We start from the raw sequence: 16,872 nt of genomic DNA on the forward strand, positions 1-16,872 counted from the left end.
CTAATGCAGACGTGCCCCACCGGGCACGTCGGCGCCGGCACCACCTGACAATCCTTTCAGGTGATGACAGGTATTCCCGCTGTCTGAAAACACGAGCCTCAGGCGGAGGGCACCACCATGACGGGCCGGTGGCAACGCGCCACCAACTCATGGGCCACCTCGCCCTCCAGGGCGTCCCGCAGGCGCGAGGGCTCCAGGGACGTCCCCACGCACACCAGGTCCACCCCTTCGCGCTCCGTGGCCTGGCAGATGGCCAGCGTCACGTCCTCACCCGTCACACCCTCCACGCTCCAGCGCACCGCCTGGGCGGCTTCGTCGCGCGGCACCAGCTCCCACAGCCGCTGGAGCACCTGGTCCCTGTCCCTGGCGGGCTCGGGCAGCACGCCGTAGTGGTCCGCGAAGCCACGGTCCTCCAGCTTGCGGCGGTGGACGTGCAGCAGGTGCACCCGGCCCCCGGGCCCCACCAGCGTGCGCGCCTGGGAGATGGCCTTGGTGCAGGCCTCGGAGAAGTCCACGGGCACCAACACGCTTCGCGGTGGGCGGTCCGCGCGCCGGGCCTGCACCATGGGCGGCACACACACCACGGACTGCGCCGCGTGCCGCAGCACGCCCGCGGACACCGAGCCATGCCACAGCCGCTTCACCCCGCTGCGCTGGTGCGTGCCCACCACCAGCAGGTCCACGCCGCGCGTGTGCGCCACGTGCATCAGGTGGTCCGCCGGACGGCCGAAGCCGGGCTCCAGCACCACCTCCACGCTGCCCTCGCCCAACAGGTCCCCCACCTGCTCGCGCACCTCGCGTTGCAGCACGCGCTCCACGATGGGGTCCAGCGCCTCCATGCTCTGCAGCGCCGGCTCCAGCAGCTCCACGTGCACGGGGCTGTGGATGCCCAGCCGTTCCCGCTCGTCCATGGGCGAGCACACGTAGGTGGCCAGCACGTCACACGGCCCCACCCGGCGCAGTTCGCGCAGGAAGGACACCGCGGCGCCCGTGGTGGAGGAGCCGGGGTCCACGCCCACCAGCACCAACAGCCGCCTGCGGCCCCGCGCCCAGTCGGTCATCGCGGTGTCGCTGCGCACGGCCAGCACCGGCGCGCAGCCGTAGCGGGACAGGCGTTCGGGCACCGTGGCCCGCCGCCACGCCGAGGTGCGCCAGCCGGACGCGGCCACCACAATCCACCGCGCGTGCCGGCACTCCTCGTCACTCAGCACTTCATCCGCGGAGGTGCCCGCCTGCAGCCGGTAGCGCACCACCCTCGCGAGCGTTTCGAGCCGCGCGGCCTCCTCCTCCAACCGTTGCAGGGTGAGGGCCAGCGCGCCGGTGCCGTCGTCGAGGAAGGCATCGCCCTCCGCGACGCCCAGGAGCAGCAGCGGCTCTTGCAGCCGCCCCGCCACGGCCGCCGCCACGTGGGCCGCCGCAAGGGACTCAGGGGACAGGTTGGTGACGCACACGATGGCCATGGCCGCCCTCCAGGTTCGGGAAAACCCTTCCCCGTGAAGGAACAGATGGCCATGGCGACGCCAGGAAGCGGGCACCCACCCTACGCTGGCTCGCTCCAGGGCCCGGCGCACACCGCGTACGCGGGCTCGCGGGGCGTGGGCACACCCCTGCGCCTGCCCGCCCGCACGTCACGTGCGCTCGGGCGCCACCGTGGGCACAGCGTGCCCGTCGTGGTTGGTGTGGTCCTGCTCCTCGCCCGAGCCACCCCGGTCACCGCTCTTGCCGAAGGTGGACAGGAACACCTCCGTGCCGTTGCTCGTGTAGCGGTACGGCCGGCCCCACGGGTCCAACGGCACGGCGGGCAGGTACGCGGGCACCAGCAGTTCCTCCACGTCCGCGTCTTCCGGCAGGGTGCCCTTGTCCGCGTGGTAGCGGCCCAGGGCCTCCTCCAGCACGGCGAAGTCCTGGTGGATGCGGTCGGCGTGCACGGCCTTGGAGCCGCTCAGCGCGCCCACCAGGACGGCGACCACCAACCCGAGTCCGAAGACGAGCCCCACGAACAACACGGGGGAGCGGCGGGACGGAGGGGGCTCGTCAGACGAGGCGTTCATGACCCCTTCCTATAGCCGCTTTCCGCTCGCGAGGCGCGCGTGGACTTCACCTCTTACAGGGCACGGAACAGTGGAACGGGCTGCTGCTTGCCCTTCAGCCGCACGGGAGGCAGGTCCTCGAAGGCCGTCTCGTTGGCGTCCACCAGCTCGCGGGTGCGCTCCCCCACCAGGATTTCCCCCGGGCCCGCGAGCGCGCACAGCCGCGCGGCCACGTTCACCGCGTCACCGATGCAGGTGTACTCGGCGCGCACCGTGCTGCCGATGTTGCCCGCCACCACCACGCCCGAGTTGATGCCGATGCCCAGCTCCAGCACCAGCGGCTGGCCCTCGCGCCCGCCCGCCGCCCACTCCGCCTCCGCCTCGATGCGCAGGTCCGTCAGCGCATCCATCATCATCTTCGCGGACTGGAGCGCACGCAGCGCGTCATCCGGACGGGCCACCGGCGCGCCGAAGACGGCCATCAGCCCGTCGCCCAGGAACTTGTCCAGCGTGCCGCCGCAGGTGAGCACCGCGTCCGACATCCGCCCGAGCACCTGGTTGAGCACCCCCACCACCTGCTCCGGCGGCAGGCTCTCCGCCAGGCCGGTGAAGTTGCGGATGTCCGCGAACAGCAGCGTCACCTCGCGCTTCTCGCCGGTGAGCACCACCGCGTCCGCGCTCTTGAGGATTTCCTCCACCACCGCGTCGGACGTGTAGCGCGCGAACAGCTTGCGCATGCGCTCCGTCTCGCCCGTGCGGCGCACCACGCTTTCGATGCGCGCGGCCAGTTCGTCCATGGACGCGGACTTGTTGACGTAGTCATCCGCGCCGGCGCGCAGGCCGCGCACGCGTTCGGCCTCCACGTCGTTGGCGGTGAGGATGATGACGGGCACCGCGTGGCTGGGGCCTTCCTTCAGTCGGCGGCACAGCTCCACGCCCTCCAGGCCGGGCATCTCCAGGTCACTGAGGACGATGATGGGCTGGAGGCGCCCCATGCTCTCCAGTGCCTCGAACGGGTCCTGGAAGCAGAGGACTTCGTAGCCCAGCGCCACCAGGCCCTCCTGCACGAAGGCGCAGGCCAGCGGGCTGTCGTCCACCACCACCACGCGGCGGCGGCCGTCAGAGGAGGGGCGCGGCAGGTCCTGCCGCCCGGCGATGCGGTTCTGCAGCCCCAGCGCCTCGTAGATTTGCTTGTAGGTGCAGTGGCCCAGCTCCACCAGGATTTCGCCCAGCTTGCGGCCGTCGCGGCGCTGGCGAGCGAGCGCCTCGTCGAGCTGCGCCAGCGTCACGTACTTGAGCCCCACCAGCAGCTCGCCCAGCGCGGGCTGCAGGGGGCTCTTGTCCTGGTGCAGCCCGAGCGCCTCTCCCAGCGCGTCCTGAATCTGCTCTCGCGTGACGTAGCCCAGGGACATGAGGGCTTCCCCCACGCGCTGCCCGGTGAGGGCTTGGAGGGCGAGTGCCTCCTGCACCTGACTGGGCGAGACAATCCCCAGCTTGAGCAGCAAGTCACCAAACAGGGGGCTGGAAGCACTCATGGTGGGTGAGTGTACCTCACACCCCCCACCCACGGGGAGTCCGGGACTTACGGGCGCCCGCGCGGCGCCACCACCCGGAGGTCCAGACGGCGGTTGGCCTCGCGTCCCTGGGAAGTCTCGTTCGACTCGACGGGCTTGTCCGGGCCGAATCCCCACGCCTCCAGCCGATCCGGCGGGACACCCCGCTCCACCAGGTAGTCCCGCACCGCCTCCGCGCGCGCCAGCGTCACCTCCCGCTGCACATCCGGGTCCCCGCGGTTGTCCGTGTGGCCCTCGATGGCGATGACCCCCAGCCGCGGGTGCACCAGCAGGACTTCGGCCACGTTGTCGAGCGCCGGCTGGACGCGCGGCTGGAGGACGGCGGTGCCGGGCGCGAAGGTGATGCGCTCCAACAGCTCCAGCCGGTCCGGGCGGATGACAACGCGCTGCTTGCGCGCCGCCGGGCAGCCCTGGTTGTCCCCCGCGCCCCGCTCTCGCGGGCAATTGTCCCGGTGGTCCGCCACGCCGTCGCCGTCCACGTCCCGCTCCGGGCAGCCGCGCAGCGAGGGCAATCCCTCCTCGTCGGGACAGGCGTCCTCTTCATCCGGCACGCCATCACCGTCCGCGTCACGGATGGGGCACCCCTCGCGCGAGACGGGCCCGGGCTCGTCCGGGCACTTGTCCGCCGCGCCCTCCACCCCGTCGCGGTCCGGGTCGTCGATGGGGCAGCCCTGCCGCTCCAGCAGGCCGAACACACGCGGGCAGGCGTCCTTCGCGTCCTCCACGCCGTCCTCGTCCGAGTCGCGGATGGGGCAACCGTCCCGCGAGGCGGGCCCGGCGTGACGCGGGCACTTGTCCAACGCGTCCTCCACGCCATCCCCGTCCGTGTCCTTCACGGGGCAGCCCTGGAGTCTCGCGAGCCCTCGAACGGTGGGGCAGGCATCCTCCCCATTGAGGACGCCGTCGCCATCCGCGTCCAGGGCCGGGGCGAGCGGGGGCGCGTGCCGGCAGCCCGGGGCGGCCACGGCCAGCACGGCGGCGAGCAGGGCCAGTCGGTGGAGTGCGCGCGTCTTCATCCGCCGAACCAGAGCGCAGCGAGTGCGGGCTGTCCAGACACTCAGGCAGGCAAGGGCAGCTCCACGGTGAAGGTGGAGCCCTTGCCCGGCTCACTCGCCAGGCGGATGCAGCCGCCGTGGGCCTCGACGATGCGCTTGGTAATCCACAAGCCCAGGCCCAGTCCCTTGAAGTGCTGCACCGACGCGGAGCGCTCGAACTGCTCGAAGATGCGCTCCTGCTCCTCCGGCGACACGCCGATGCCCTCGTCGCGCACGGACAGCCGCGCCACCGGGCCCACCGCGTCCACCTCCACCGTCACCGGCCGGCCCGCGCCGTACTTCGCCGCGTTGGAGAGGAGGTTCACCAGCACCTGCTCCAGGCGCAGCCGGTCCCACTGCCCCGACACCGGCCTGTCCAGCAGCAGCCGCACCTCGTTGCCCGCAAGGGCCAGCTCCTCGGACATGCGGCCCACCAGCTCGCGCGTCAGCGCCGCCAGGTCCACCTCTTCACGCTTCAGCCCCAGCCGCCCCGAGCTGAGGCGCGAGACATCCAGCAGGTCATCGATGAGCAACCCCAGCCGCTGGCCCGCCTTCGCCGCCCGCTCCGCGCGCTCCGCCAGCCCGTCCACGGCCATGGCATCGCGGGCCATGCGCGCCAGCAGGTGAATCTGGAGCTGGAGCGCGTTCAGCGGCGACTTCAGCTCGTGCCCCGCCACCGACAGCAGCTCGTCCCGCGCCTTCACCGCCTGCGTGGCCGCGCCGTATAGCCGCGCGTCCTCAATGGCCAACGCCGCGCGCGCCGCCAGGCTCTCCAGCAACGCGCGCTCCTCCACCGAATACTCGCGGCCCTGCGCCTCGCGCATCACCCCCAGCGTGCCCAGCACCCGGCCACGCACGCCCAGCGGAACGACGATGACGCTGTGGGGTCCGTAGCGCTGGAGGAAGGGCATGCCCTCCGGCACTCGTTCATCGCGCAGGTCCTCGGCCTGGAGGCGGGGCACGAAGAGCGGCTGCCCCGTCGCCGCCACCCGGCCCGACAGCCCTTCTCCCACCCGCCCCGGGCAGCGCCGCATGGATGCGTCCAGCACCGCGCGGGCCTCCGCGTTGGGGTGGTGCACCGTCACCAACTCCAAGCGCGTCTTGTCCTCGGAGAGCAGTTGGAGCACGCACGCGTCTCCGAGCGCCTCCGACACCTTGCGAACCAGCACCTCCAGCACCATGGACAGGTCCAACCCGGCCTCCGCGATGAGGTGGCTGACCTGCACCAGGACGTGGAGCCGCGCCGCTCCGCGCCGGCTCTCCTCCTCCGCCGCGCGGGCCTTGCGGAACAGGTCCGCGTTGTCGATGGCCAGCGCGGCGCGCCCGGCCAGCTCCTCGGCCAGCGACAGGTCCGGGATGTCGAAGGGCGCGGACGTCTCGCTCCGCATGAAGGTGAGCACCCCCAGCGTGCGCTGCCGCGCCACCAGCGGCGTCAGGATGAGCGAGCCGACGCCCAGCTCGCGCGCGGCCGCGTACAGCCGCGCCGCCGCCGTACTTGTGTCCCCGGGCTCCGCGGTGGGGCGCGCCATCATCCACGGACGCCCCGAGGCGAGCACCTCCGCCAGCAACGTGGGGCTGCCTTCCTGTGGAGCGAAGCGCAGGAGCTCCAACCCGCGCGGCGCCGATTGCGGATTCTCATAGAGCACGGCCAGCCGCCGCACCACGCCGTCCTCGTACGAGTCCACCGCGCAGCCATCCGCGAAGTGCCCCAGCGCCAGCCGCGCCACGCCCGCCACCGTCTCCTCCCAGTCCAGCGACGCCGACACGAGCGCGCTCGCGTCCGCCAGGAGCCGCAGGCGCTGTCCCGCCGCCTCCGCCTGAAGCCGCGCGGTGCGCTCCCGCGCGTACAGCCGCGCGCGTTCCAGCGCCTGGCCACACTCGTGCCCCAGGCCGGTGATGGACGCCCGCTCCAGCACCGAGAAGCGCCGCGCCTCCGAGAAGCCGAGGCACAACGTGCCGAAGGCATGCCCTTCCACGTGCAAGGGCAGCAGCACCAGCGCGCGCAGTGCCCCCAGCGCGGGCACCATGTCCCGCGCCGCGGCGGGCGTCTCCAGCCACACTGGCCCTCCCGCGCCGTGCCCCGGCCCACCGCTGCTTCGCCAGGGTGGAACCCGGAGCGCCTCCCGCTGCGCGTTGGACACCCCCAGCGCGGCCTTCAACGCGAGCGTCCCGTCCGGCTCCACCAGGTACACCAGGCCCACGCCCGCGCCCACCGCGGGAAGCCCCTGCTCCAGCACCACGCGCGCCACCTCATCCCAGGACAGCGCGCGGCCCAAGGCCTCCGTCACCGCCTGGAAGCGGCGCAGCCGCAGCACCTCCGACTCCTCCACCTCCGCTCGCGCGGACAGCACGGACTGGCGCAGCGTCTCCGCCATGCGCTCGCGCTCCAGCGCCAGCGCCGCCAGCTTCACCGAGAGGCCGAAGCGCCGCAGCGCCTCCTCCTGTGGCCGCCACGCCTCGCGAAAGAGCACGCCCAGCACACCGGCGGCGCCCAGGCCGGAAGCGAAGTAGAGCGGTTGGGACAGCAAGGCCGTGGCCCCCAATCGCCGCAAGGCGTCCGGCTCCGAGGCCAGCAGCGCGTCTTGCGATACGTCCTCCACCACCCGGGGCAGGCGCGGCTCACCGGGCGCGGGCGCCTGGGCCAGCAGTTGCTGCGCGCAGATGGCGGCCGCCTCCGCGTCCACGCCGTGCGTGGTGAGCGTGCTCAAGTCGCCCGTCCCGCCCCACCAGCACAGGAAGGCACCCGAGGCCCCCAGCGTGGCGGACGCCTGGCAAAGCAATTCCTCCAGCACCGCCACCACCGGCGGTGCTGCGGACAGCCGCTCCAGGGCCCGCGACATGCGGTCCACCGCGGCTCCCACGGTTTTTCCGGGCACATTCATGCCCCACTCCCCCCGGCACGGACGCCTGGCTCCCTGCCTCGAAGCCTCATTCTCCCATGCCGGACGAAGCGTGGATACCGCACAGCGCGTTGCCCTGAAGTACGGGGTTCCCCGTGGGTGCCTCAGTGCTCGTAGACGCGGAAGAAGGCGAAGAAGATTTCCAGCACGATGAGCAGGACGATGACGGCCTCCAACGTGTGGGAGCGGTCGATGTCCACGTCACCCTTGAGCAGGCCATACGTCTGGGCCAGCAACTGCTGCTTGCGGGTGACGGCGGCCTGCCACGGCGGGATGCGCATGCGGCGCACGGCGCTCTCGTAGACCTTGGCCAGGTAGAAGTCGCCGATGATTTTGAGACTGTTGTCCACGCGCTCGATGAACTCGTTGAGGTCCACCAGCGTGGAGAGCGTCTGCCGAGCCAGGGTGCGGTAGGGACTGCGAAACAACGTGGCCCAGCCATGCCGCGCGGCCTGCACCTTCTCGTGGATGCGGGTGATGTGCGCGTCCAACCGCTCATCGTAGTAGCGGAACTCCAACAACTGCGCGTTGGCGATTTCCAGCAGGTCGGGGATGTCTCGCGAGCCGGACGGCTCGTAGACGAAGGCGCTGTTCCAGTCGATGACGACCAGGTCGTGGATGGTGTAGCTGAAGCGCGATTGGAGCACGGATTCGCTCTCACGCGGAGACAGCGGCACCGTGCCGCTTTCGCCCAGGAGCAGCCGGGCCAGGTCCGCGCGCGTCACCAGCTCCTCCGCGGTGGGATTGCCACGGATGTGCTCGGCGAAGATGACGGTGTAGCTCTCGTTCTGCTCCCACAAATGGGGCGCCTGCGCGGCGGGAGCGATGGTGCGGCGCACACCTTCCACCAACTCCAACGCCAGGGCCTCCAGCGACTGGCTGTCATAGAGCTCGTCCGCCATGCGCGTGAGCGCTTCCAACGAGGTGCCCGGAACGACAGGCACCTGCAGGATGATGGACACGGCGCCATGGTCGAACAGGCGCGCGGTGACATCCACCGTGACGGGACCGTCCCGCAGTGCCAGGGGCCGGCGGCCCAGCTCATAGGCCAGCGGCGGGTTGGGCAGCTGGATGTACTGACTGTTCTCCCGTGACAGCTTGAGCCGGCGCGAGTCCTCCGTGAGCACCCGGCGCGCGCGCTCCAGGTCCAGCTCCTCCGCGATGTCGAAGGTGCGGTAGCAGAGGACGTACGCCTTGTCGAAGAGCAGCGGTTCGGCAGCGTCCATGGTGCGTGAAGCCTAACCCGCGCCCATGACAATCCGTGGCCGGCCACCCTGGCATGCCAGACAGTCGTCATTCCCTCCGCGGAGCCGTACCGGAATGGACGGCCCCGGGAGGTGCTGGACTGTCTTCAGTCGAGCGAACGTTCAGGGCCGGTGGCGCGGCGGAGGCGGCGTCAGCTCCGTGCGCACGTCCCACAGCTCCGGGAAGAAGCGCAGGTCCAACGCCTTGCGCAGGAAGCCCACGCCCGACGAGCCGCCCGTGCCCTGCTTGAAGCCGATGATGCGCATCACCGTCATCATGTGGCGGTAGCGCCAGAGCTGGAAACGCTCCTCGGTGTCCACCAGCTTCTCGCACATCTCATACGCATCCCAGTGCGCCTCGGCGTCCTGGTAGATGCGCCGGAACACCTCCACCACCTCCGGGCTCTTCTCGTAGGGCTTGCGCCAGTCACGCTGCACGTGGCTCTGCGGCACCGGATGTCCCATGCGCGACAGGTGGCGCAGGAACTCGTCATACAAACTGGGGGATTCGAACAGCCGCTCCAACTCGCCGTGGATGGCGGGGACGTGGCGGAAGGGCATCAACGCCTGCGGGTCCTTGTTGCCCAGCAGGAACTCCAGCGCACGGTACTGGAAGCTCTGGAAGCCAGAGGAGCTGCCCAGCGTGTCGCGGAACTCCAGGTACTCGTTCGGCGTGAGCGTCTCCAACACGCTCCACTGCTCGAAGAGCATCCGTTGGATGTGCGCCACGCGCGCGAAAATCTTGAACGACGGCTCCAGCCGGTCCGCCTGCACGTAACGGATGCAGGCGCCCAGCTCGTGGATGAGCAGCTTCATCCACAGCTCGCTCGTCTGATGCTGGATGATGAACAACAGCTCGTCGTGGTGAGGCGGCTGCGAGCGCGTCACCTGGGCCGACAAGAGCCGGTCGAGCTGCAGATAATCACCGTACGTGGTCTTTCCGGCCAGGTCGGTGATGATTCCAGGCTCCAAATCGCGTTTGTTCATGGGCCCGGGCATTCATGCTCGTGCAAGCCCCCACGGGCAAGTCTCTCCCGCATGGGCGGACCCCGATTCCTCTCCCGGCAACAGAGCGGAACGACGGGGGCGCGGTCACTCTCTGCCCGGGCCGGGGCAGCGTGCCGCTGGCTAGCCTGCGTGCCCAGCCTGAGCGGCAGCCGCCAACGCCTTGGACGCGGCGCGTCCACGCGGCAGCTTGATGTCGTCCACGCTGTCCGGGTCGGCGTAGTCCTTCCAGTCGCTCGGGCGGCGGTTGGTCTTCTCCAGCATGCGGAGCTTCTGGTAGTGGGCCGCGCAGTAGCCCTTGGTGCGGCTGGGCTTGCCGCAGCCGATGATGGCGCACGCGCGCGAGCCGTCAGGACCCGCCGCCGCCGGCTTGCGGCCACGACGCTTGCCGCCCACGGCCGCGGGAGCCGCCGTCACGGAGCTGCGAGCCGCGGGAGGACGACCCGGGCCACGACGGCCGGCCTTGGCGGCCGCGGGAATCTGGGCGCCGAACAGGGGCCCGACGACCTCGGCCAGCGGGGCCAGGCGCTCGGCCACGTTGCGGAGCGCGTCCAAGTCCGCCGTGCCCTCCTCCAGCCGCGCGACCACGTCACGCAGCGGCTTGAGCTGGACCTCGATTTCATTGCGGATCATGTCGCGAAACGCTTTATCCACGGACATTCGTTGAATCCTCACCTGGGGAACGACAAGGGTAATGCAGTACTAGGGGGGGCTGATGCTCGATGCTTGTGATGCTGCCCATACCCTTACCTTCCAAAAATGGTTTTGTCTAAAGGAAGAGATAAAAGTTGTGACTGAGCAACGGACCATTCGCCCCGTTGTCGCAGGTCTCACCTGTTTCCCGGCGGCGACAGAGGCCTAACCGTCCCAGTGCAGGGACTCCAGCAGGGGGGCCTCCCCCGCCACCTGGAACACCTGGGAGCGTGACAGCAGCTCGTCCCAAGTGGCCGATAAATCACGACGCAGGCCGTCTAACGACAGGGAATCCAGGGCAATCATGAGCTGGGGCAGTCGTGCATTCTCCTCTTCTTGGAAATGCGCCACCGCCAGGTCTTCTAGCGTCAACAGACGCGCCTGCCACTCAGGATGGCCCGAGGGCAGCTCTTCCAGCTCAGCCATCAGCTCACGCATGGTGAGATGGTCTTCCGTCTGCTCACGACAAGACTCGCGGCCCTCCACCCGTGCCATCACCGGGTAGAGGCAACGCTCCTCCAGTCGTGAGTGAAGCCTCAGCAATGCCAGCAGCTCCGCCGTCAGTCCCCCCAGCTCATCGGGTTCCTCACCCGATGCCAGACGCTCGAGACGCTCTTCCAGTTCCCGATGCTGGTCGATGAGGATGTCGAACGGGCTGCCCATGCCGGAACGTTCGACATGCACCTGGAAGCAGACAACCTGAGTATGCCTGCAAGCTGGCATTACTCAAACTCCTACGAACCCCCACTGTCGGGACGGCCACCGTCTCAGGGGCGCCTGGCTGCCCGGCGGCCAGGAGGAAGGCGCCGCCTGCTGGCGGGCGCCACGCATCCCCATGTTTTTCCACCATGGATGCCCCGCTCGCCAGCCTGCGCCGGGCCGTATTCCGCCTCGCCGAGCAGGGCGCGGCGCTGTCGGCCCTGTACCACCGGGCGCGCCTGCTGGGCTGTGAGCACCTGCCATTGAAAGGCCCGGTGCTGCTGGTGGGAAACCACGGCGTCTGGGGTTACGAGACACCTGCCTTCTTTCATCTGATCCACCAGCGCACCGGCCGCTATCCATTGGGCCTGGCGGAACGAGGGCTCTTCCGCATCCCGTTGATCCGCACGGTGTTGCCATGGCTGGGCGGCGTGGAGGGGACGCGGGAGAACGCCATGACGGCGCTGCGGGCGGGCTCACTGGTCGTCTGCTATCCCGGGGGCGCGTGGGAGACCTTCAAGCGCAGCCACGGGCGCTACCGGCTGCGCTGGGAGCAGGCGCTGGGCTTCGCGCGGCTGGCGGCCCGCGCCGGCGTGCCGGTGGTGCCCTTCGCCGGTCAGGGGGTGGATGACACCTTCCGCTGGCCCCCGGGCGAGGACCGCCTGTGTGTGCGCCTGACGAACGATGACAAATACCGGATGCCGTTGGTGATGGGCCTGGGGCCCCTGCCCTGGCCCGTGCGGCTCACCTTCCACCTGGGGACGCCTCACGCCCCGCCGCCTCCGGATGCCAGTGAATCCCGCCTCCGGGCCTTCCGGGACACCGTGGCCGCCAGCGTAGGGCGGCTCCTGACGAGGCATTCCCATGCTTGAAGCCCTGTCTTCCCGTCCAGGGGGACACCCCCACGGCCCGCCGCTCGTCCCGGATGTGGACGACATCCAGCAGGGCTATGCCCACCTGCCCTGTGAACAACATCCCGTGCGAGGCACACCGGTACGCCTGTTCACCTTTCCAGACGGCAACACGGACGAATCACGCACCGTGGTGTGTCTTCCGGGGCTGGGGGCCAGTGGCCGTTCCTTCGCGCCCATGGAGCCGCTGGCGGACGCGCTGAGGCTGCTGCTCTGGACGCCGCCCCTGCGCACCCCCGCCACCCACACCCCGCTCTTGTGGAACCTGGCGGTGCTGGACCACGCGGAGTCCCTGCTGCCGGGGCGCTTCGCCCTGCTGGGGTCGTCCTACGGCAGCCTGCTGTCCATGGCCTATGCCCTGGCCCACCCGGAGCGGGTGAAGGCCCTGGTGCTGGTGTCACCGGTGGCCAGCGTGCACCGCATCCACCGGCTGGCCCTGACGCTGTCCACCCTGGTGCGCGCACCCCGGCCCCTGGCGTACCTGCTGGCCCCCACCGTGGCCCGGGTCCTGGGAGGCCGCCAGTTGCCGCCGGAGGGCCGGGCCGAAATCGTGCGCGAGGCCCGGCGGCTGTCCCCGGTGGAGCTGCTGCGCCGGCTGCGGGACATCCTGGCCACGGACCTGATGCCCCGGCTCCATGAGCTCCAGGTGCCCACGCTCATCATCCAGGGCGGCCGGGACCTGCTGGTGCCGCCTTGCGCCGCCCGTGACGTGGCACGGCACATCCCCGGAGCCCGGCTGGCGCTCATCCGGGGCGCCAGCCACCTGCCCTACATGAGCCACCCCGAGGCCTTCAACACGCTGGCCGGAGACTTCCTCCGGCAGCACCTGGACTGAGCCGCCACCCACACCATGACCACCGACGCCACCCACCTGTCCCGTTCCGCCCTGCTGTTCCTGGCCCGCCGCCCAGGCCTGGAGGACGCAGCCATGCGCCTGCGCCCCTTCCGGCGGCTGGCCTCGCGCTTCATCGCCGGAGAGACGCTGGAGGAGGCCGTGGACGCCGTGAAGGCGCTGTCCGCGCGCGGGCTCATGGCGTCGTTCGACCACCTCAACGAGGCCGTCCAGACGCCCGAGGAGACTCGGGAGGAGGTGCGCCAGTACCAGCGGCTGCTGGCCCGCATCGACACGGTGGGCGTGCGGGCCAACGTGTCGATGAAGCTCACCCAGTGCGGGCTGCTGTTCGATGAAGCCCTGGCCCTGGAGAACGCGCGCACGGTGGTGGCCGAGGCCGCGGCCCGCGACTCCTTCGTGCGCATCGACATGGAGGACAGCTCGGTGACGCAGGTGACGCTGGACATCGTGCGTCAGCTGCGCGCGGAGTTCGGCGAGCCCCATGTCGGCGCCGTGTTGCAAAGCGCCTTGCGGCGCACGGAGCAGGACGCGAAGGCGCTGTGCGCACAGCGCATCCGCATCCGCCTATGCAAGGGTGCCTATCTGGAGAAGCCCGACGTGGCCTTCCCAGACAAGCGGGACGTGGATGCCAGCTTCGTTCGCACCATGCGGGTGCTGCTGGACAGCGGCGTGTATCACGGCATCGCCACGCACGATGAACGGATGATTGAAGCGACACTGGACCACGCGGCGAAGCGCGGACTGCCGCGCGGCGCCTTCGAGTTCCAGATGCTCTACGGCATCCGCGGGGACTTGCAGGAACGACTCGTGAGGGAGGGTCACCCGGTGCGCATCTACGTGCCGTACGGACGGCACTGGTACCCGTACTTCATGCGCCGGCTGGCCGAGCGCCCCGCCAATCTGGCCTTCCTGCTGCGCAACCTGGTACGTGGGTAGGAAGCAGTACGCGCCTCCCCGCATGGCGTGCGGGGCCAGCGCGGGGTCCGCATGCGGGTGAAACATGCGGATGAAACACCAGACCGCGCGCGCCTTCGGAGGCCCGCGCGTCAGGACCAACGCCAATCGAGAATGGACCGGCCCGCATGCACAGTCATGTCCGGGCAACCCCATACCGGTGCCGGTTCGGCGCCGCGGCATTTCCTGCTCATGCCCCATGTCTTGTCGCATGGCGTCGCTGCGTCACGAGCGGGCGACTGCCCTCTCCTCCGCCATCCGCGGGGCCCGTGGACGGCCCGCCGCTTCGGGTGCCCTGGAGGGACACGCCGCGGGAGGCGTCCCTAGCTTTCCCGCATGGCGCTGCCCATCGAAGCCCATGCCCTCATTGGAGACACGCACAGCGCCGCGCTGGTGGCGAATGACGGCACCATCGACTGGCTGTGCTGGCCACGCTTCGACTCGGACGCGTGCTTCGCGGCGCTGCTGGGTGAGCGGCGGCATGGCTTCTGGCGCATCGCCCCCACCCTGCCCGTGCGGCGCGTACACCGCCGCTACGTGCGCGACACGCTGGTGCTGGAGACGGAGTTCCACACCGACGCCGGCACCGTGCGCCTGTGCGACTTCATGCCGCTGCGCGAGGACACGCCGCAGTTGATTCGCATCGTGGAAGCCCGCACCGGACAGGTGCCGCTCCACCTGGAGTTCGCCCCTTGCTTCGGCTACGGGGACCGCACGCCCTGGGCTCGCGTGATTCCGGGAGGCGTCAGCACCAAGGCCGGCCCGGACGCGCTCTACCTGGCGACTGAGCTGTCGCTGCGTTTGGAGCAGAGCCACGTGCTCGCGGACTTCACCGTGCCGGAAGGGCAGCGCCTGGCCTTCGTCCTGTCCTGGCATCCCTCGCACCTGCCTCCGCCACGTCAGCCGCCGGACCCGTTCCTCACGCGCGAGGACACGGAGCGGTGGTGGCGCGCCTGGGCGTTCCGCTGCATCCATGAGAGCCCCTGGCGCGCGCAGGTGTTGCGCTCGCTCATCACCCTCAAGGCGCTCACCTACTCCCCCACCGGCGGCGTGGTCGCCGCGCCCACCACGTCCCTGCCGGAGCGGATGGGCGGCGTGCGCAACTGGGACTACCGCTTCTGCTGGCTGCGCGATGCCACGCTGACGCTGCTGACCCTGCTGGACGCCGGCTACACCCAGGAAGCCCAGGCCTGGCGGGACTGGCTGCTGCGCGCGGTGGCCGGAGAGCCCGACGAGCTCCAAATCCTCTACGGCGTGGCCGGCGAGCGCCGCGTCACCGAGCTGGAGCTGCCGTGGCTGCCGGGCTTCGAGGGCTCGCGCCCGGTGCGCATCGGCAACGCCGCCGTGGGCCAGCTCCAGTTGGACGTCTTCGGCGAGATTGCCGACTGCCTCTACCACGCGCTCCGCCACGGCGTCTGTTCGGACGCCGAGGCCTGGGACGTGAGCGTGCACCTGCTGCGCTTCGTGGAGCGCAACTGGGACCAGCCCGACGAGGGCATCTGGGAGGTGCGCGGCGGGCGCCAGCAGTTCACCCATTCCAAGGTCATGGCCTGGGTGGCCATGGACCGGATGGTGAGGACGGCGAACCTGCGCGGAATGCGCGGCGCGCAGGTGGAACACTGGAAGGCGCTGAGGGCGCAGATGCACGCGGACATCTGCGCGCGGGGCTACGACGCGCGCCGCAACACCTTCACCCAGGCCTTTGGCAGCCAGGCCCTGGACGCCAGCCTGCTGTTGATTCCCATGGTGGGCTTCCTCCCGCCGGACGACGTCCGCGTGCGCGGCACCGTGGAGGCCATCCGCCGCGAGCTGTGCCACGACGGACTGGTGCGCCGCTACCACACGCACGAGACGCGGGACGGCCTTCCCCCGGGCGAAGGCGTCTTCCTGGCGTGCAGCTTCTGGCTGGCGGACGCGCTGGCGCTGATGGGCCGCAAGGGCGAGGCGCGCGAGTTGTTCGAGCACCTGCTGGGCATGTGCAACGACGTGGGCCTGCTGTCCGAGGAATACGACCCGGTGGCCCACAGGATGGTGGGCAACTTCCCGCAGGCCTTCAGCCACCTCGCGCTGGTGGGCACCGCGCTGAACCTGTCGCGCGAGGGCGGCCCTGGTCAGCAGCGCAGCCACTGACGGCAACGGAGGCCCGGCGCGTCGCCTGGAAATGAAGCGGGCCCCGGCACGCGGTGGGAGCAGCGTCCCACCTCGTCCGAGGCCCCTGATGCACCACACGCACGTCCACGTCCTCGAGGGACGCGGCGGGGCGGAGACTAGAAGTAGCCGCCGATGGTGGAGGCGACGCTGAAGTTCACCTCCACGTCATTGCCCAGACCGAAGGCCAGGCGCGGGCCACCGCCCACGAAGAAGTGCGGCGTCACGTGGAAGAGGAAGGGCGCGTAGCCTTCCAGGATGACGGTCACGTCGGCGGGGAGCGCCGAGTTAGCGAAGGGCAGGATGTCGTCGCCGATGTACAGCGACACCTGTCCCTTGGGCCACACGGAGATGCGGTCGGAGAGCGGGATGTTGTAACCGACGCGGGCATTCAGGCCGAAGGCGGCAATCGTGTCACCGCTGCCGAAGAGCGCGCGGACCTGGAGGCCGCTACCGACGGACAGGTTCTTCTTGAGGAAGTAGTCCGCGCCGGGCTCCAGGAAGATGTAACCGATGCCGCTGCCCTGCGTGGAGTAACCCAGGCTCGCGGAGGCATCCGTGCTGATGACGAACTGCCCCTCCGAACCGAAGCTCCCCGACGACTCCTGAGCGCCGGCGCTCACCGACACCATGACGCCCGCCACTGCGGCCAGGTTCTTCCAGTTGTTTGCCTTCATGAGACGTCCCTCCGTTGCGTAGGCCCGGTGCACATGTCCGGGCGCTCGGCGCCCACTTCTAGCCAATGGGCGCGGAGGAACATCATTTATTTCGTCATGGTTGTGAACAGTCGCGTCGATGTCATGCGTGGATCAGCCGCGTGACAGAGG

At 70.2% G+C, this 16,872-nt stretch carries 14 protein-coding genes; 4 read left to right on the forward strand and 10 right to left on the reverse strand.

Features of this window, described 5'->3' with window-relative positions:
* Positions 1-98 precede the first annotated feature (98 nt).
* From OZ403_RS38820 to OZ403_RS38860, 9 genes are all read right to left on the reverse strand, one after another.
* Positions 99-1,460, reverse strand: a complete 1,362-nt coding sequence (locus OZ403_RS38820; protein WP_140796187.1) for a universal stress protein — start codon at positions 1,458-1,460, stop codon at positions 99-101.
* 168 nt (positions 1,461-1,628) lie between these two features.
* Positions 1,629-2,051 (reverse strand): type II secretion system protein GspG, encoded by a 423-nt coding sequence (locus tag OZ403_RS38825; protein ID WP_140800516.1) that lies wholly within the window; start codon positions 2,049-2,051, stop codon positions 1,629-1,631.
* 53 nt (positions 2,052-2,104) lie between these two features.
* Positions 2,105-3,565, reverse strand: a complete 1,461-nt coding sequence (locus OZ403_RS38830) for an adenylate/guanylate cyclase domain-containing protein (protein WP_140858046.1) — start codon at positions 3,563-3,565, stop codon at positions 2,105-2,107.
* A gap of 47 nt (positions 3,566-3,612) precedes the next feature.
* Complete coding sequence (locus OZ403_RS38835; protein ID WP_268783130.1) at positions 3,613-4,620, reverse strand: OmpA family protein; 1,008 nt, start codon at positions 4,618-4,620, stop codon at positions 3,613-3,615.
* Between the two features lie 41 nt (positions 4,621-4,661).
* Positions 4,662-7,520 (reverse strand): sensor histidine kinase, encoded by a 2,859-nt coding sequence (locus OZ403_RS38840; RefSeq protein WP_268783131.1) that lies wholly within the window; start codon positions 7,518-7,520, stop codon positions 4,662-4,664.
* 122 nt (positions 7,521-7,642) lie between these two features.
* Complete coding sequence (locus tag OZ403_RS38845; protein WP_140796191.1) at positions 7,643-8,764, reverse strand: hypothetical protein; 1,122 nt, start codon at positions 8,762-8,764, stop codon at positions 7,643-7,645.
* A gap of 141 nt (positions 8,765-8,905) precedes the next feature.
* Positions 8,906-9,781 (reverse strand): tryptophan 2,3-dioxygenase, encoded by an 876-nt coding sequence (locus OZ403_RS38850; RefSeq protein WP_268783132.1) that lies wholly within the window; start codon positions 9,779-9,781, stop codon positions 8,906-8,908.
* A 129-nt stretch (positions 9,782-9,910) separates the two neighbouring features.
* On the reverse strand, positions 9,911-10,447 hold the full coding sequence (locus tag OZ403_RS38855; protein WP_140796193.1) for a cell wall protein: 537 nt from the start codon (positions 10,445-10,447) through the stop codon (positions 9,911-9,913).
* 198 nt (positions 10,448-10,645) lie between these two features.
* Positions 10,646-11,203, reverse strand: coding sequence for a hemerythrin domain-containing protein (locus tag OZ403_RS38860; protein WP_328285496.1), 558 nt, complete (start codon positions 11,201-11,203; stop codon positions 10,646-10,648).
* 125 nt (positions 11,204-11,328) lie between these two features.
* Here OZ403_RS38860 and OZ403_RS38865 point away from each other — a divergent pair, with 125 nt between their 5' ends.
* The 4 genes from OZ403_RS38865 (at position 11,329) to OZ403_RS38880 (ending at position 16,027) form a co-directional block, all read left to right on the forward strand.
* The gene (locus OZ403_RS38865; protein WP_140796195.1) at positions 11,329-12,051 is read left to right on the forward strand and encodes a lysophospholipid acyltransferase family protein; all 723 of its coding nucleotides are present in this window, start codon (positions 11,329-11,331) and stop codon (positions 12,049-12,051) included.
* Positions 12,044-12,925 (forward strand): alpha/beta fold hydrolase, encoded by an 882-nt coding sequence (locus OZ403_RS38870; RefSeq protein ID WP_268783134.1) that lies wholly within the window; start codon positions 12,044-12,046, stop codon positions 12,923-12,925. Before OZ403_RS38865 ends, OZ403_RS38870 begins: the two co-directional genes overlap by 8 nt.
* A gap of 15 nt (positions 12,926-12,940) precedes the next feature.
* A complete protein-coding gene (locus OZ403_RS38875) occupies positions 12,941-13,879 on the forward strand; it encodes a proline dehydrogenase family protein (protein ID WP_140878097.1) in 939 nt (312 codons plus the stop codon).
* Between the two features lie 354 nt (positions 13,880-14,233).
* Positions 14,234-16,027 carry a glycoside hydrolase family 15 protein gene (locus OZ403_RS38880; RefSeq protein WP_140796198.1) on the forward strand — a complete coding sequence of 598 codons (1,794 nt, stop codon included), beginning with the start codon at positions 14,234-14,236 and terminating at the stop codon, positions 16,025-16,027.
* Positions 16,028-16,164: 137 nt separating this feature from the next.
* On the opposite strand, the gene OZ403_RS38885 is transcribed toward OZ403_RS38880, so the two are convergent.
* Positions 16,165-16,722, reverse strand: a complete 558-nt coding sequence (locus tag OZ403_RS38885) for a hypothetical protein (protein ID WP_174259021.1) — start codon at positions 16,720-16,722, stop codon at positions 16,165-16,167.
* Between the last annotated feature and the right edge of the window lie 150 nt (positions 16,723-16,872).

The sequence above is a fragment of the Myxococcus sp. NMCA1 genome, assembly GCF_026810205.1.
GTDB classification, from domain to species: Bacteria; Myxococcota; Myxococcia; order Myxococcales; family Myxococcaceae; genus Myxococcus; species Myxococcus xanthus_A.

Coding starts and splice junctions, on each gene's coding strand:
- OZ403_RS38820 (WP_140796187.1), bottom strand. CDS start 1,460: ATGGCCATCGTGTGCGTCACCAACCTGTCCCCTGAGTCCCTTGCGGCG.
- OZ403_RS38825 (WP_140800516.1), bottom strand. CDS start 2,051: ATGAACGCCTCGTCTGACGAGCCCCCTCCGTCCCGCCGCTCCCCCGTG.
- OZ403_RS38830 (WP_140858046.1), bottom strand. CDS start 3,565: ATGAGTGCTTCCAGCCCCCTGTTTGGTGACTTGCTGCTCAAGCTGGGG.
- OZ403_RS38835 (WP_268783130.1), bottom strand. CDS start 4,620: ATGAAGACGCGCGCACTCCACCGACTGGCCCTGCTCGCCGCCGTGCTG.
- OZ403_RS38840 (WP_268783131.1), bottom strand. CDS start 7,520: ATGAATGTGCCCGGAAAAACCGTGGGAGCCGCGGTGGACCGCATGTCG.
- OZ403_RS38845 (WP_140796191.1), bottom strand. CDS start 8,764: ATGGACGCTGCCGAACCGCTGCTCTTCGACAAGGCGTACGTCCTCTGC.
- OZ403_RS38850 (WP_268783132.1), bottom strand. CDS start 9,781: ATGCCCGGGCCCATGAACAAACGCGATTTGGAGCCTGGAATCATCACC.
- OZ403_RS38855 (WP_140796193.1), bottom strand. CDS start 10,447: ATGTCCGTGGATAAAGCGTTTCGCGACATGATCCGCAATGAAATCGAG.
- OZ403_RS38860 (WP_328285496.1), bottom strand. CDS start 11,203: ATGCCAGCTTGCAGGCATACTCAGGTTGTCTGCTTCCAGGTGCATGTC.
- OZ403_RS38865 (WP_140796195.1), top strand. CDS start 11,329: ATGGATGCCCCGCTCGCCAGCCTGCGCCGGGCCGTATTCCGCCTCGCC.
- OZ403_RS38870 (WP_268783134.1), top strand. CDS start 12,044: ATGCTTGAAGCCCTGTCTTCCCGTCCAGGGGGACACCCCCACGGCCCG.
- OZ403_RS38875 (WP_140878097.1), top strand. CDS start 12,941: ATGACCACCGACGCCACCCACCTGTCCCGTTCCGCCCTGCTGTTCCTG.
- OZ403_RS38880 (WP_140796198.1), top strand. CDS start 14,234: ATGGCGCTGCCCATCGAAGCCCATGCCCTCATTGGAGACACGCACAGC.
- OZ403_RS38885 (WP_174259021.1), bottom strand. CDS start 16,722: ATGAAGGCAAACAACTGGAAGAACCTGGCCGCAGTGGCGGGCGTCATG.